Source organism: Microbacterium sp. CFBP9034 (genome assembly GCF_034045255.1).
Taxonomy (GTDB): Bacteria; Actinomycetota; Actinomycetes; order Actinomycetales; family Microbacteriaceae; genus Microbacterium.
On sequence record NZ_JAXCWC010000001.1, the window covers coordinates 1,193,132 to 1,208,689 of the forward strand.

Consider the following 15,558-nt stretch of genomic DNA (forward strand, 5'->3'; position numbering starts at 1 on the left):
TCAGTCGTCGCTGACGCGCAGCACGATCTTGCCGCGGGCGTGTCCCGCCTCGAGTGCACGGTGGGCGGCGGCGGCATCGGCGAGGTCGAACACCTGGTCGATGTAGACCTGCACCGCCCCGGAGTCGAGCAGGCGCCCGACTGTGGCGAGCGCACCGCCGTCGGGCACGACCTTGTAGCTCGTCGCTCGCACGCCGGCGGCGGCGGCGGCTGTGGCGTAGTCGGGCCAGGACCCGGTGGGCACGACGATGTAGAGCCCGCCGGGCCGCACCAGCGAGAGCGAACGGGTGCCCGTGTCGTCGTGGACGTTGCCCACGAGGTCGATCACGACGTCGACGTCGGCGACGACGTCCTCGAACCGCGTGGAGGTGTAGTCGATCACCTCGGCCGCTCCCAGTTCGCGCAGCCACGACGCGTTGCGTCCCGAGGCGGTCGCGGTCACCCGCGCCCCGAAGTACGCGGCGAGCTGGACCGCGAAGTGGCCGACACCGCCGCTGCCGGCGTGGATCAGCATCCGCTGCCCTTCATGCGCATGGGCGGTCTCGATTACGAGCCCCCACGCGGTGAGCGCCGCGAGCGGAACCCCGGCGGCCTCCACGTGCGACAGCGACGTGGGCTTGCGCGCCAGCGAGAGCGAGGGGACGACGACGTACTCGGCATAGGTGCCCCCGGACCGCGGGAACGCGGCCATGCCGAAAACCGGGGTGCCCGGCGGGAACGAGTGCGACTCGTACGGGCTGTGGGCGACGATGCCGCTGAAGTCGAAGCCGAGAGTCGAGGGGAACCCGGAGATCTGACCCGATACGCCCGCGCCGGATCGCGTCTTGGCATCGATCGGGTTGACGCCCGCCGCCACGACGCGCACGAGGACCTCGCTCATGACCGGCGAAGGGACGGGCACGGATGCCGCGCGCAGCGCGTCCGGACCGCCGGGCGCGTCGAAGACGACGGCCTGCATCTGAGCGGGTGGCTCCGTCACCGTCACCAGATCGGCGTCGAGGGCGGGTGTTGAACGCAGCGGCCGGAATCTCATCGGACGCTCCTTCCGCGTTTGCGTCGTCACCGGCAGGACGTTCTGGCGGTGTGAGGCCAGTCAACCCTGCGATTGTCTCGCTGGTGTTACGCGGGTGCTACCAGGCAGAGAAACCCGTGCTCAGCGCCCGGGCGACTCACCGGCGGTCAGGGCGTGGAGCAGGTGCGACAGATTGCGGATGTCGTCGATCGGCCAGTCCTCGAGCGCCACGAGCAGCGAGCTCTCCTGCGGCGCGCGCGCCTCCGCGAGACGCTCGAGGCCACGGGCGGTCGGGGAGAGGAGGCTGGACCGGCCGTCGTCCGGATCCGGTGTGCGCTCGATCAGGCCGAGCTGCTCGAGCTCGCGCACCGTGCGGCTGATCTGCCCCTTGTCGGCCATGAGGCTCTCGGCGAGGGCGGAGAGGGTGATCGACTCGCGGCGGACGATCGTGGTGAAGACCTTGTACGCCCCCGGCAGCATCCCCGGGCTCACCCGGTTGGCGTTGTCGGAGATGATGCGGCGGAAGCGGGTGATCAGCTCGCCGAACTCCGCCTCGAGGGCGCGCACCGCCTCGGTGCGCGCCTCTCGGGTATCGTCGACGGTCATCGTGATCGACATTAGCGCCGGGGAGCGGATGCCTCGTCCCGCGGGGAGCGGGAGTCCGAGGCTGCAGAGGAGGCGGCATCCGTCGTCGCGACCGTCCCCGTGGCGTCGAGGGCCGACATGCCCTCGCTGACGGAGACGGTGGCGAGGTCGGCTTCGCTGGCCGACACGCGCTCGCTCGTGGTCATGCGGGTGAGCGGGATGTTCGGCAGGAAGACGATCGCGATGAGGCTGATGACCGCCACCGGGACGGCGATCAGGAACGACTGGGCGATGGCCTGGGCGTAGATGTCCTCGACGATGACGCGGATGCCGTCGGGAAGGGCGGAGACCTGCGGGATGGTGCCCGACTGGAACTGCTGGCCGATGGCCGCGCCCTTCTCCCCGAGGCCCGCCAGCGCGGCGCCGATCTCGGCCTTGCGGTCGATGAAGAGCGTGCTCGCCGAGCTCGCCAGCGCGGCGCCCATGACCGAGACGCCGATGGTGCCGCCGAGGCTGCGGAAGAACGTCACGCCCGAGCTCGCGACGCCCATCTCCGACGGGTTCGCGGTGTTCTGCACGATGAGGACGAGGTTCTGCATCGTCATGCCGACGCCCGCGCCCAGCAGGAACATGTACAGCGAGACCAGCGCGAAGTTCGTGTCGTAGTGGATGGTCGACAGCAGGTACGAGCCGGCGATCAGGAGCACGCCGCCGACGATCAGGTACGGCTTCCACACGCCGTGGCGCGTGATGAGTCCGCCGATCACGATGGAGGCGAGGAGCAGGCCGCCGATCATCGGGATCGTCATGATGCCCGCCTCGGTGGGCGTGGCTCCGCGGGCCATCTGCATGTACTGGCTCAGGAACACCGAGGTGCCGAACATCGCGATGCCCGTGGCGATCGAGGCGACGGTCGCCAGCGTGAAGGTGCGGTTCTTGAACAGCGTGAGGGGGATGAGCGGCTCGGCGGTGCGGAGCTCGGTGATCACGAACAGGACGGCTCCGAGGAGGGCGCCGCCGACCATGAGGATCGTCTCGGTGCTCCACCAGTCGAACGTGCTGCCGGCGTTGGTGACCCACACGAGCAGGAGGGACACCGACACGGACAGCAGCACGATGCCGAGGTAATCGATCCGGGCCTTCTGCTTAGGGCGGGCGGGCAGGTGCAGCGTCCGCTGCATGATGATCAGCGCCGCGATCGCGAAGGGGATCGCCACGAAGAAGTTCCAGCGCCACCCCAGCGTGTCGGTGATGACGCCGCCGAGGAGAGGGCCGCCCACGGTCGCGACGGCCATCACGGCGCCGAAGAGACCCATGTAGCGACCGCGCTCGCGGGGGCTGATGATGTCGGCCATGATGACCTGGCTGAGCGCCGCCAGACCGCCGGCACCGATGCCCTGAACGGCGCGGAACGCGATGAGGGTCTCGGTGTTCTGCGAGAAGCCCGCAGCGGCGGTGGCGAGCACGAAGATCACGATGGCGAGCTGGATCAGCAGCTTGCGATTGAAGAGGTCGGCGAGCTTGCCCCAGACCGGAGTCGAGATCGCGGTGGTGAGCAGCGTCGCCGTGATGACCCACGTGAAGGCGGCCTGGTCGCCCTGGAGGTCATGGACGATGACGGGCAGCGAGGTCGAGACGACGGTGGATGCCAGCATCGAGACGAACATGCCGAGCAGCAGGCCCGACAGCGCCTGAAGGATGCGGCGGTGGTTCCGCTGGGCGTCGGCAGCGGCGACCGTATCGGTCGCAGAGACAGTGGTGGCCATGGAGGTCCTTCGAGGAAGTGTGCGGCGACGGTGGCGCGGCGAATGGTTGATCAAGGTCAACAGTTGAATTAGGTCAACTATATATGCAATCGTTGAGTTGAGTCAACTATTCCCGGCAACTGCATCCAGAACGGGCGCCCGCGCGGAATACAGAGAGGCAGGCGGAAACCGCAGCCCCGGACGGGACCTCGACGGATCGCCGCCCTTCGCCCCGGGAGGTCATGGTGTTCACGCCCGTCCAGGCCGTCGCCTTCGAGTACGACTCATGCGGGGAGCCCGCCGTGCTGGAACGGCGCACCCGTCCGCTCTCTCCTCCTGGGCCGCACGAGGTCCTGGTCGAGATCCTGACGACCGGGGTGAACCACATGGACGCGCTGATCCGTCGCGGCGACGAGCGCGAGTGGGATGCCGACGCGTGGCCGAGGGCGTCGGGCTCCGACTTCGCGGGCATCGTGCGCCTCTGCGGGCCCGGCGTGACCGCCTTCCGTCCCGGCTCCGCCGTCATCGGACACGTTCGGACCGGTGCCCACGCCACTCATCTGATCGTGTCCGTGTCCGCGCTGGTCCCCAAGCCCAAGAGCGTGTCCTGGGAGGTCGCCGGCGGGATGTACCTCGCGGGGGCGACCGCCCTGACGACGCTGGAGGAGCTGCGGATCGGCCGTGACGACACCATCGTGGTCTCCGCCGCAGCCGGAGGAGTCGGCAGCATCGAGGTCCAGCTCGCGAAGCACTGGGGCGCGCGGGTGATCGGCACCTGCGGCGAGCGCAACTTCGACTACCTCCGTCAGCTCGGGATCATCCCGGTCAGATACGGGGAAGGGATCGTCGAACGCATCCAGCACGTCTCCCATGGTCCGGTCACCGCGTTCATCGACAACTTCGGCAAGGACGGTCAGGGTATCGCCGAGGCCCTCGCCGTCCCCCCTGGCCGTTACCGGTCGAGCGCGGATCGCCGCGACGTGGAGGCGGCGCTTCTCCGGGACGATCCCGAGAGCGTTCGGCGCGGGACCGCTCAGCTGCAGCGGCTCGCGCAGCTCGCGGAGCAGGGCGCCTTCCGGCTGCTGGTGTCGGGTCTCTACCCGCTGGAGGACATCGTCGAAGCGTATGAGGACCTCGACCGGATGCACTCGCGCGGGAAGATCCTGCTCGCGACGAACCCGGTGAGCACCTTCCGCGTCACTCGGGCCCGCGACGTCCACGAGGCCATGCCCTGATGCCGAGCCGAGTCCGCTGATTCCGTCGGGGGGCGGCTATCGTGGGGACGCCGCCACGGCGAACCCGACGTGCGGATCAGGCGAAGACGGGCGAGCCCATGACCTCCATGTTCATCGCGATCGCGGTGCTGCTGGCTGCGGCTGTCGTGCTCCTGTCGGCGCGGCAGCGCGCAGAGCGAGACATCGCGCAGAGCGCCCGCAGCGCCGCCATCACGGGTTCCCGGCCCGTCGTGACCGAAGGGGCGCCCGATGCCGCCGCGGCGCTCGCGGCGGCGGAGGCCGTCGGCAGCGCGATGATCCAGGCGGGCTACTCCGTGGAGACGGTCCAGGATGTGCTCCGTGACATCGCCCGCGTCAACAGCCTGCCCGAGAGCGACGCGGTCGTCTTCCCCAATGCGCTCCTGTTCTCCGCACGGGGACACGGACAGCATCGCACCGGCGCCGTCACCAGCGGCGAGGGAGATCTTCTGCTCTCGCAGATCGACGAGGTCCAGCGCACGGTGGATGCCGCCCGCACCGGCGTCCTCGATCCGCCTTCCACGATCGAGCGGCTCGCGCGCATCCGTCGCATGCCGCCGACGTACGGTCGCGTGCTGCGCGTGGTCGGCTACGGATTCCTCAGTGCCGCGCTCTCGGTGCTGCTCGGCGCTTCCTGGACGGGTGTCGCGCTCGCCACGGCGCTGGGCCTCGTCACCGGAACGGCACTCCTGGTCAGCGAGCGTGTACCGCGGCGCTACGGCGCGCTCATCACCGTGGCGATCGCCTTCTTCGTCGCGCTCGCCGTGTTCCTCCTGCTGCGAGCCGGGTGGGGCTCGGGCATCCTGGCGGCGCTGCTCGCGCCGCTCGTCGTCCTTCTTCCCGGCGCTCTGCTCACCACAGCGGTCCTCGAGCTGTCGACGGGGCAGATGATCTCCGGCGCCGGCCGGGCCGCCGCCGGAGCGATGCAGCTCGTCCTCCTGGGTGCGGGCATCGTGACCGCCGGCGCCCTCGTGGGCGTGCCCGACTTCGACTTCAGCGAGCACCCCGATCTGCTCGGGCCGATCGCACCCTGGATCGCGGTCGGCGTCTTCGGCGTGGCGATCTCGATCCACCGGTGCGCGCCCCGCAACTCGCTGGGATGGATGCTGCTGGTGCTCTACGTCGCCTACGCGGCGCAGGTGCTCGGCGACCTCCTCGTCGGCGGCGTGCTGTCGGCTTTGGTCGGGGCTCTGTGCGTCACGCCGGTGACGGCGCTCGTCGCGCGGCAGCCCTCGGGGCCGGCGGCTCTCGTGAGCTTCACCCCGGCGTTCTGGCTGCTCGTGCCGGGTGCGCTGGGCCTCGTCGGAGTCGCCGACGTGCTCGGCGGCGATGCGGCGGCAGGGGCGTCGCTCGTCGCCACACTGTCCACGATGGTCGCCATCGCGCTGGGAGTGCTGGCGGGCTCCAGTCTGTCGAACCGGATGCGGCGCCCGGCGCTCTGACGGGCGCGGGGCGTCAGTCGGCGAGAGCCAGAGCGCGGAACGGCTGCCGCGGCGCGGCCGGCGGCTGCGGCATCCGCTCGGGCGTCGCCCTGCCCTTCGTCGTGCGGAGGTAAAGTTCGTCGATCAATGCGGTCGCGAGGCGCACGAGCTTGGCGATCTCGGCGTCGTCGCGGTCGACCCACGCACAGCGCGGCTCGTCGCCCACCGGCACGAACTCGTCGTGCTGCTCCCAGGCGACCAGAGTGCGCTCGGCGCCGAGCACGTGCTGCTGCCACCACACCTGCCGCATGTAGGAGCGGGGAATGCTGCGCCACGACTTGTTGGTCGTCTTGATCTCGGCGAGCGTGACGCGGCCGGTGCCGTCGACGGCGATCCCGTCGGGAGTGGCCAGATGCCGCCGCTCGACCACGGCGTGGAACAGCGCCGAGGACGGCAGGATCCCGTGGGTCGCGGCGACCCAGGCGGCGATCTCGGGCTCCCGCGCCCGGCCGTGCGCCGTATAGGCGTTGCCCGAGAAGCCGGAGCCCATGAGCTTCGCGTCGGCCGCCCGGGCGATCGCGTTGTCGGAGGTGAGCGCCGCCACGTCGGTGGCCGTGATCCCGCGCGAGCGGGCTCGCACCCATGCCACCCGGTCGCGGGAATCCGCGACGATGCGGGCGGCGAGTTCGGGGGTCACTCTTCGAGGTTACGCCGCCGTCTCGACATGCGCCGCCGCGACCCGCCTGCCGTGGGATCCGCCGTCACCGAGCGAGCCGTCGTGGCCCCGATGCGTCACGCGTGACGGTCGAGGAACGCGTACACCTCGTTGTCGTCGACGCCGGGGAATGTGCCGCGGGGGAGCGGCGAGAACATCTGCATGTGCACGCGGGCGCTCGGCCACGCCTTGCCCGACCAGCGCGCCGTCACCTCGGCGGGAGCCCGGCGGCAGCATGACTCGTCGGGGCACGTGGAGGTCGCCCGCTTCTGCGTCTCGCGGCCGCGGAACCACCTGGCGTCGTCGAACGGCACGCCGACCGTGATGGAGAACTCGCCCTCGGACGTCGTCCCGGTCTGGGTCGAGCACCAGAACGTGCCCGCCGGGGTGTCGGTGTACTGGTAGTGCTCCGTCGTGCGGTTCTGCTCGGAGAACGCCGACCGCGCCGAGAACTTCCGGCACGCGACCTGGCCGTCCACCGCGCCGGTCACGTCCATCGGCAAGGGCAGGTCGTCGTTCTCGTACACGCGGGTGATGGCGCCGGAGCCGTCGACGCGGAGGAAGTGCAGCGGGATGCCGAGATGCCGCGTCGCGAGATTGGTCAGGCGCATCCCGGCCGACTCGTGCGTCGTGCCGAAGGCGTCGCGGAAGTCCTCCACGGCGAGGTTGCGGTCCTTCTTCGCCTGCTGCAGGAACGCCACGGACGCCGTCTCGGGCATGAGGCAGCAGGCCGCGTAGTAATTGATCTCGAGCCGCTGCTGGAGGAAATCGGCGTAGTCGGTCGGGCGCTTGTGCCCCAGGAGCCGGTGGGCCATCGCCTGCAGCGCCATCGACCGCAGCCCGTGGCCGCCGGGGATGGAGGCGGGCGGGAGGTAGATGCGGCCGTTCTCGAGGTCGGTGACCGAGCGAGCGGAGTGGGGGAGGTCACTCACGTAGATGAGCTCGAACCCGAGCTTCTCGGCCATGATGCTGACGGTGCGGTGCGTGAGGGCGCCCGAGACGTGTCCTGCCGCCTTGAGCTGCTTCTCGGCGAGCTTCTCGATGTCGGGCAGGTAGTTGTCGAGCGCTCGCATCTTCAGCCGCAGCTCGGTGTTCGCCCGGCGGGCCTCTTCCGGGGTCGCGATGGCCTCGCGTTCGCGGCGCTGGAGCTCTCGGTGCAGTCCGAGGATCGACTCGAGCGTCTCGTCGCTCATGCCCTTGGTCACCTTGACCGGCGCGATTCCCATTTGCCGGAAGACCGACCCGTTCTGAGAGCGCTCCAGCTCGATCTCGAGCGCCGCTCGTCGGTTGGGCGGCTCCGCCGACAGGAGGTCGGCGACTTCGACCCCGGTTGCGCTCGCGACCGCCTGGAGCAGGGACAGCTTGGGCTCGCGCTTGCCGTTCTCGATGAGGCTGAGCTGGCTCCCCGCGACGCCGACGAGCTCGCCGAGCTCGTCCAGCGTGAAGCCGTGGGAGAGACGCTGATGGCGGATGCGGTGGCCCAGGGTGGAGAGCTCGAGCGACGTGGGAGGCATTCCTTGATGATATCGAAAGAATCGGAACTTTTGACGACCGGATTGGTGGGAAGAGGCATCCGATCGGGGTGAAAGTGGAGGAAGACCAAGATCTGAACGTCGAATCGAGGAGGAGCGACCACCATGGCCCTTGCCGACATCTTCACCCGCCCCGAAGGCTCAGCACCCGCCCGGCCCGCGATCACGCGGACGTACGGGGGGATGCCGTCGATCCAGGGTGCCGGCATGGCCGACCTGGTCGCCTGGGTCGACGGGATCGCCGCACTCACCACCCCCGACCGCATCCACTGGGTCGACGGCTCGCGCGCCGAGAACGACGCGCTGCTGCACGAGATGGTCGACGAGGGCAAGATCATCAAGCTCAACCCCGAGTGGCGCCCCGGTTCGTACCTCGCCCGCTCGCACCCGAGCGACGTCGCCCGCACTGAAGGGCGCACCTTCATCGCCTCCGAGCGCGAAGAGGATGCCGGCCCCACGAACAACTGGGTGGCCCCGGACGAGATCCGCCAGACGATCACCCCGCTGTTCGAGGGCTCCATGAAGGGCCGCACGATGTACGTCGTGCCCTTCTCCATGGGCGCGATCGGCGGTCCGCTCTCGCACATCGGCGTGCAGGTCACCGACAGCGCCTACGCCGTCGCATCGATCGGGATCATGACGCGCGTCGGCACCGAGGTGCTGCGCGAGATCGCCGGCGGCGCCCCGTGGGTCAAGACGGTTCATTCGGTGGGTGCTCCGCTCGAGCCCGGCGAAGAGGACGTCGCCTGGCCGTGCAACGACGAGAAGTACATCGTGCACTTCCCCGAGACGCTCGAGGTCTGGTCGTTCGGCTCCGGCTACGGCGGCAACGCGATCCTCGCGAAGAAGTGCTTCGCCCTGCGCATCGCCTCGGTGATCGGCCGCAACGAAGGCTGGCTCGCCGAGCACATGCTGCTGATCCGGGTCATCGACCCGGCCGGGCGGGCGTACCACCTCGCCGCCGCGTTCCCGTCGGCCTGCGGCAAGACGAACCTGGCGATGCTGCGCCCCACGATCCCCGGATGGCGGGTCGAGACACTCGGCGACGACATCGCCTGGCTGCGTCCCGGCGACGACGGCCGCCTGTGGGCGATCAACCCCGAGGCCGGATTCTTCGGCGTCGCGCCGGGCACCGGCGAGTCCACGAACGTCACCGCCGTCGAGACGCTCTGGGGCAACACCATCTTCACGAACGTCGCGCTGCGCCCGGACGGCGACGTGTGGTGGGAGGGCCTGACCGACGAGCCGCCGGCAGAGCTCACCGACTGGGAGGGCAACCCCTGGACCCCGGCATCCGGTCGTCCCGCGGCCCACCCGAACTCGCGCTTCACCGTCGGCGCCGCCCAGTGCCCGCAGATCGCCGAGGACTGGGACTCGCCGCAGGGCGTGCCACTGGACGCCATCCTGTTCGGCGGGCGCCGCGCGACCAACGTGCCGCTCGTGGTCGAGGCCACCGACTGGACCCACGGCGTGTTCATGGGCTCGAACATCTCGTCCGAGCGCACGGCTGCCGCCGAGGGCACGGTCGGCGAGCTCCGCCGTGACCCGTTCGCGATGCTGCCGTTCTGCGGGTACAACATGGCGGACTACTTCGGGCACTGGCTCAAGATCGGGCAGAAGCTGCGGTTCGACCGGGCGCCTCGCGTGTTCCAGGTGAACTGGTTCCGCAAGAGCTCGGACGGCCGCTTCCTGTGGCCCGGATTCGGCGACAACGCGCGCGTCATCGACTGGATCATCCGCCGCCTGGACGGCGAGGTCGGTGCGGTGGACAGCCCGATCGGGCGCCTGCCGCGCACGCAGGACCTCGACCTCGACGGGATCGAGGTGCCCCAGGCCGATCTCGATGCGCTGTTCGCCATCGACACCGAGTCGTGGCTCCGCGAGGCCGACCTCACCGAGGAGTTCTACCGCACGTTCGACGGGCGCGTCCCGGCGCCGCTGTGGGCCGAGCTCGCCGCGCTGCGGTACCGGCTCCAGCGGGCCTGAGCCGGTCGGGCGCTGTGCCGGTCCCGCGGGTGGGGCGCGGTGCCGGTCCGCGATTCAGGAGACGCGCCGCGCGCGGGGCATCTTGGCGCCCCTCCGGGCGGCGTGTCTCCTGAATCCGGTCCCGACCCGCAGACCCGGCTCGACTCGACGCCGCCCCGGGTCAGACCAGGAGCTGGTGCCGGGCGAGGTCGCGGTAGAGCGGCGTCGACGCCACGAGCTCGGAGTGCGTGCCCTGCCCGACGACCTGGCCGTGATCCAGGACGACGATGTGGTCGCTGTCGACGACCGTCGAGAGGCGGTGCGCGATCACGATGAGCGTGCGGCCGGCGGCGACCGCGTCGATGGCGTCGCGCATGCGCTGCTCGTTGAGTCCGTCGAGCGACGAGGTCGACTCGTCGAGCAGCAGGATCGGGGGAGCGGCCAGCAGCGCCCGGGCGATCGCGAGGCGCTGGCGCTCGCCGCCGGAGAGCATGACGCCGCCCTCGCCGACGGATGCATCCAGCCCGAGCGGATTGCGGTCGAGGACCTCGCCGAGATTCACGGCCCGGAGCACGGACTCGCACTCGTCGTCGCTCGCCTCGGGGGAGGCCAGGCGCAGGTTGTCGCCGATCGTGCCGGCGAGCGTCGGGGCATCCTGCTCGACGTAGCCGAGCCGGGCGCGGAGGTCATCGCGGTCGAGCGTGCGCACGTCGATCCCGTCCAGCAGGATGGCGCCGCCGGTGGGGTCGTAGAACCGCTCGATGAGCGCGAGGGTCGTGCTCTTGCCGGCGCCGGAGGGTCCGACCAGCGCGACGCGGGCACCCCGCGGCACGGCGAACGACACGCCGCGCAGCACCTCACCGCCCGCTTCCTCGACCACGAGGGCGGCGGATGCCTCGTCCCGCACGATCGCCGAGGAATCGACGTGCGCGTTCTCCAGCACCGCGATGGCCTCGGACTCGGCCTTTCGGCGCGCGGCCACCACGGCCTCGGGGTAGCGAAAGCGGACGTCGCGGAACTCGATCGTCGGAGCATCCGCTGCGGCCGGGGCCGCGGCATCCGCCGACCGCTGCACTGTCGCCGCGAGGGCGGCGTCGTCCTGCGACTCGATCGGAAGGTCGAGCACCTCCTGGATGCGGCCGAGGGCGCCGAGCGCCTGGTTCACCGACGTGATCGCGCCGAAGAACGAGCCCAGGGGCGCGATCAGCATGAAGAGGAACATGATGAAGGTCACCAGGCTCGCGATCGGGATGGCGCCCGTGGCGACGCGGTAGCCGCCGAGCCCGATGACGACGAGCAGCGAGACCTGGAGAGCGATGCCGGCGATCGGCACGACCATCGCCGAGACCTTCGCGATGCGCACGCCGACCACGTAGGCGTCGGTCGCGCGCTCGGTCACGTCGACGACTTCGCGCTCCGTCGCTCCGGATGCCCGCACGGTGCGGATCGAGCCGACCGCCCGCTCGACGCCGGAGGCCAGTTCGCCCACCTTCTCCTGCTGCTCGGTCGACGCCGTGCGGATGCGGCCGCTCAGCGCGGTCACCGCCAGCACGGAGAGTCCGATCACGACGACGATGATCGCCAGCAGCACGGGGTCGATGATCGCCATCGCGATGAGCGCGCCGACGAAGAGCAGCACGTTTCCGAGCGCGTCCGCGAGGCCCTGCGTGAGCACGGCGTAGAGGAGGGTGGTGTCGCTGCCCACGCGCGAGACCAGGTCGCCGGTGCGGCGGGCGTCGAACTCGCTGATCGGCAGGTGCAGGATGCGCGAGATCAGCTTGCGGCGGCTCGAGTAGACGACCGCGGTGCCGGTGCGCTGCAGCAGATAGTGCTGCCAGGCCGAGATGAGGGAGCTGATCACCACGAGCGCGACGAGCGCCCACAGCAGCATGCCGAGGTCGAGGCTCTTCTGCACGCGGTTGATGACCTCGCCCACCAGCAGCGGCTGGAGGAGCATCGTGATCGCGCTGAACACGCTGAGCACGGTGACCACGACCAGCGTGCTCTTGTGCTCGAAGAGGAAGGGCAGCAGCTGCCCGAAGGTCGCGCGGGGGCCGTCGTCCTTCGTGCGGCGGCGGCCGCGGGGTGAGCGGTCCGGCGCGGTGGCGGCGGCGGCTTCGTCGAGTTCGGCGGAGGGCATGGGTGTACCTCGTTCGTGCATGGGGGGCTTACCTTCGACCGTACTTCTTGTGGACGGCCTGTTTGGACACGCCGAGGGCTCCGGCGATCGCCTGCCAGGAGAAGCCGAGATTGCGCGCGCGGCGCACCTGCACCTCTTCGGAGCGGGCGAGCTCCCGGCGCACCTCGGCCAGACGGCGCAGCTCGACGATGGGCTCGCGCCCGGGGGCCGAGCCGATGAGGGTGCTGAGGTCGTCGCCGCTCATGCGTTCTCCTTCGGGACGGATGCCGCGTCCCGCGGCACCGTCGTCAACATTAGTTGACCGGTCGCGGTGAGTCAACTTCGGTTGACTTTCCCGGCGCCCGCGCCGCCCGCGCCGGACCGGCGGGCGGCCGCGGCATCCGCCCCCTGTCACTCGTGCGTGTCGGCCCACGGCGTTAGGGTTGTCCGGTGCCCGCCCCAGTCATCGACGCCCAGAACCTCGTCAAGGCCTACAAGATCAAAGGCAAGCCCGACTTCCTGGCCGTCGACGGGCTGTCGTTCGAGGTGGCCCCGGGCGAGTCGTTCGGCCTGCTCGGCCCGAACGGCGCCGGCAAGTCGACGACGATGAAGATGATCGGCGCCGTCTCGACGCGCACCTCCGGCGACCTGTCGATCCTGGGGCTCGACCCCGATCGGTACGGGCCCGAGATCCGATCGCGCCTCGGCGTCGTGCCGCAGCAGGACAACCTCGACGGCGAGCTCAACGCGCGCGAGAACCTCTACATCTACGGCCGCTACTTCGGCCTGCCGGGCAAGGTGTGCGCGCAGAAGGCAGACGAGCTGCTCGCGTTCGCGGCCCTCGAAGAGAAGGCCAAGAGCAAGGTCGATCAGCTGTCGGGCGGAATGAAGCGCCGCCTCACCATCGCCCGGGGTCTGATCAACGATCCGCGCATCCTGCTGCTCGACGAGCCCACCACGGGTCTCGACCCCCAGGCTCGCCACGTGCTGTGGGATCGCCTGTTCCGTCTCAAGGAGCGGGGCACCACGCTGGTGCTCACGACGCACTACATGGACGAGGCCGAGCAGCTCTGCGATCGCCTGATCGTGGTCGACAAGGGCCGCATCATGGCTGAGGGCACCCCGTCGTCGCTCATCCGCGAGCACTCCAGCCGTGAGGTGCTCGAGGTGCGCTTCGGCTCCGACCGCAACCAGCAGATCGCGCCGCAGCTCGAGGGCATCGGCGAACGAGTGGAGGTTCTGCCCGACCGCGTGCTCATCTACGCGCACAACGGCGAGGCCGCGCTCGAGGCCGTCACGCAGCGGGGTCTCGAGCCGGTCACGAGCCTCGTGCGCCGCTCGAGCCTCGAGGACGTGTTCCTGCGGCTCACCGGAAGGTCGCTGATCGAATGAGCGACATCCGTGCCGGCGGCGCCGGAGAGGAGCGGACGCCGGGTCCCGTCGCGGCCGCGACCGACGCGAGCCTCGACGAGCTCCGCGCCGAGGCGATGGAGTGGGGACGCAAGCCTCGATCCCTCGGCTCGTGGTACGTCACCGAGCACATGGTGCGAGCCATGCGCGCCTACGGCTGGACGATCATCGTCGGGGCGCTCGGTCAGCCCGTCCTCTATCTGCTCGGCCTCGCGGTGGGGCTCGCGGCGCTGATCGACGCCCCGATCGACGTCGGGGGCCAGGAGGTCCCGTACCTCGTGTTCGTCGCGCCGGCGCTGCTCATGACCTCCGCGATCGCCGTCGCCTCGGAGGAGTTCACCTACCCCGTCATGGCGGGCTTCAAGTGGCGCCGGTACTTCTACGGCTTCAACGCATCGCCGATCTCGTCCAGCCAGATCGCCAACGGCGTGGTCGCCGGCGCCGGGGCGCGGATGGGCGTGACCGTCGTGCTCTACTTCGTATTCATCGTGATCTTCTTCGCCTGGCTGCAACCCGATGCCACGCGCCTCAGCACGGCGTGGCTCGCCCCCTTCATCGCGCTTCTCGCCGGCCTGTCGTTCGGTATTCCGCTGATGGCATACGCCGCGACCATCCAAGACGACAAAGGGCAGTTCGCGCTGGTGCAGCGATTCATCTTCATGCCGATGTTCCTGTTCTCGGGCACGTTCTATCCCCTCGCGACGCTGCCGCTCTGGCTGCAGTGGATCGGCTGGATCTCGCCGCTCTGGCACGCCACCGAGCTCGGCCGGGTGGTCACGTACGGGCAGCCGTCGCCGCCGATGCTGATCGTCGTGCACGTCGTCTACCTCCTGGCGCTCGCGATCGGCGGCCTGGTCATCGGCCGGCGCCTGTTCGAGACGAGGCTCGCGAAATGACCGCGGTGACGACGGATGCCCCCACCCGCGTCGGCGGCGTGCGGGCCCTGTGGGCCGGCAACCCCCAGTCGGTCGTGCAGCGGGGCCTCATCGCCGCGCGCTCGTCGAGCTGGATCGTGGTGCTGTCGGGCTTCTTCGAACCCGTCTTCTACCTGGCGTCGATGGGCATCGGCCTCGGCTCGATCATCGGCGACGTGCAGACATCGAGCGGCGTCGAGGTCTCGTACGCGGCGTTCATCGCACCGGCGCTGCTCGCCGTCTCGGCGATGAACGGGGCGATCTACGACTCGACGTGGAACGTCTTCTTCAAGCTCAACTACGGCAAGCTGTACGAGGGGATGCTCGCGACGTCGCTCGGACCGCTGGATGTCGCGCTCGGTGAGATCCTCTACGCCCTGCTGCGCGGACTGCTGTACGCCACGGGCTTCATGATCATCATGCAGCTCCTCGGGCTCAACCTGGCGTGGACGGCGATCCTCGCGATCCCCGCCGTGCTCCTGATCGCGTTCGGCTTCGCGAGCCTCGGCATGGCGGTCACGAGCTACATGAAGACGTTCCAGCACATGGACTGGATCAACTTCGTGCTGCTGCCGATGTTCCTCTTCTCGGCGACGCTGTACCCGATCACCGTCTACCCCGAGTGGGTGCAGCACGTGATCATGGCCTTCCCGCTCTGGCACGGCGTGGAGCTGGTGCGAGGACTCACGACCGGAGTCCTCACGCCGGAGATGTGGTGGCACGTGCTGTACTTCGTCGTGATGATCGCGATCGGCCTCGTGTTCACCACGAAGCGCCTGCGGGCCCTCTTCCTCGACTGACTCCACGTCCAGCGGGCGACGGATGCCGCGGCCCGGTCCGCAGGGGGTCTTGATCCGTCCCTCTAGTTGAACATGTTCAGATCTCGGA

At 69.8% G+C, this 15,558-nt stretch carries 13 protein-coding genes; 6 read left to right on the forward strand and 7 right to left on the reverse strand.

From position 1 onward, the window contains the following. From SOM19_RS05345 to SOM19_RS05355, 3 genes are all read right to left on the reverse strand, one after another. Window positions 1-1,032, reverse strand: coding sequence for an NADP-dependent oxidoreductase (locus tag SOM19_RS05345; protein WP_320485513.1), 1,032 nt, complete (start codon window positions 1,030-1,032; stop codon window positions 1-3). A gap of 120 nt (window positions 1,033-1,152) precedes the next feature. Then, window positions 1,153-1,617, reverse strand: a complete 465-nt coding sequence (locus tag SOM19_RS05350; protein WP_320485514.1) for a MarR family winged helix-turn-helix transcriptional regulator — start codon at window positions 1,615-1,617, stop codon at window positions 1,153-1,155. Window positions 1,618-1,628: 11 nt separating this feature from the next. After that, window positions 1,629-3,362 (reverse strand): MDR family MFS transporter, encoded by a 1,734-nt coding sequence (locus SOM19_RS05355; protein WP_320485515.1) that lies wholly within the window; start codon window positions 3,360-3,362, stop codon window positions 1,629-1,631. A gap of 221 nt (window positions 3,363-3,583) precedes the next feature. Here SOM19_RS05355 and SOM19_RS05360 point away from each other — a divergent pair, with 221 nt between their 5' ends. Then, window positions 3,584-4,576, forward strand: coding sequence for an NADP-dependent oxidoreductase (locus SOM19_RS05360; RefSeq protein WP_320485516.1), 993 nt, complete (start codon window positions 3,584-3,586; stop codon window positions 4,574-4,576). A gap of 98 nt (window positions 4,577-4,674) precedes the next feature. Further along, entirely contained in the window at window positions 4,675-6,036 is a 1,362-nt protein-coding gene (locus SOM19_RS05365) for a threonine/serine exporter family protein (protein WP_320485517.1), read from the forward strand. Between the two features lie 13 nt (window positions 6,037-6,049). Here SOM19_RS05365 and SOM19_RS05370 read toward each other — a convergent pair whose 3' ends face one another. Further along, the gene (locus SOM19_RS05370; protein WP_320485518.1) at window positions 6,050-6,712 is read right to left on the reverse strand and encodes a YqaJ viral recombinase family protein; all 663 of its coding nucleotides are present in this window, start codon (window positions 6,710-6,712) and stop codon (window positions 6,050-6,052) included. Window positions 6,713-6,807: 95 nt separating this feature from the next. Continuing rightward, window positions 6,808-8,244: a helix-turn-helix domain-containing protein gene (locus SOM19_RS05375; RefSeq protein ID WP_320485519.1), complete on the reverse strand. Its 1,437-nt coding sequence runs from the start codon at window positions 8,242-8,244 to the stop codon at window positions 6,808-6,810. Window positions 8,245-8,367: 123 nt separating this feature from the next. Between SOM19_RS05375 and SOM19_RS05380 the strand changes: the two genes are divergently transcribed. Continuing rightward, a complete protein-coding gene (locus SOM19_RS05380) occupies window positions 8,368-10,248 on the forward strand; it encodes a phosphoenolpyruvate carboxykinase (GTP) (RefSeq protein ID WP_320485520.1) in 1,881 nt (626 codons plus the stop codon). Between the two features lie 160 nt (window positions 10,249-10,408). Here the strand turns inward: SOM19_RS05380 and SOM19_RS05385 are convergent, their stop codons facing one another. Together SOM19_RS05385 and SOM19_RS05390 are read right to left on the reverse strand one after the other, a co-directional pair. Continuing rightward, window positions 10,409-12,367 carry an ABC transporter ATP-binding protein gene (locus SOM19_RS05385; RefSeq protein WP_320485521.1) on the reverse strand — a complete coding sequence of 653 codons (1,959 nt, stop codon included), beginning with the start codon at window positions 12,365-12,367 and terminating at the stop codon, window positions 10,409-10,411. A 28-nt stretch (window positions 12,368-12,395) separates the two neighbouring features. Continuing rightward, window positions 12,396-12,611 (reverse strand): AsnC family protein, encoded by a 216-nt coding sequence (locus tag SOM19_RS05390; RefSeq protein ID WP_320485522.1) that lies wholly within the window; start codon window positions 12,609-12,611, stop codon window positions 12,396-12,398. A 185-nt stretch (window positions 12,612-12,796) separates the two neighbouring features. On the opposite strand from SOM19_RS05390, the gene SOM19_RS05395 reads away from it, so the two are divergent. From SOM19_RS05395 to SOM19_RS05405, 3 genes are read left to right on the forward strand one after another with little or no spacing between them, the layout of a single operon-like run. Further along, window positions 12,797-13,738, forward strand: coding sequence for an ABC transporter ATP-binding protein (locus SOM19_RS05395; protein WP_320485523.1), 942 nt, complete (start codon window positions 12,797-12,799; stop codon window positions 13,736-13,738). Then, a complete protein-coding gene (locus SOM19_RS05400; RefSeq protein WP_414683626.1) occupies window positions 13,735-14,652 on the forward strand; it encodes an ABC transporter permease in 918 nt (305 codons plus the stop codon). Before SOM19_RS05395 ends, SOM19_RS05400 begins: the two co-directional genes overlap by 4 nt. Beyond that, the gene (locus SOM19_RS05405; RefSeq protein ID WP_320485524.1) at window positions 14,649-15,470 is read left to right on the forward strand and encodes an ABC transporter permease; all 822 of its coding nucleotides are present in this window, start codon (window positions 14,649-14,651) and stop codon (window positions 15,468-15,470) included. Before SOM19_RS05400 ends, SOM19_RS05405 begins: the two co-directional genes overlap by 4 nt. Window positions 15,471-15,558 lie beyond the last annotated feature (88 nt).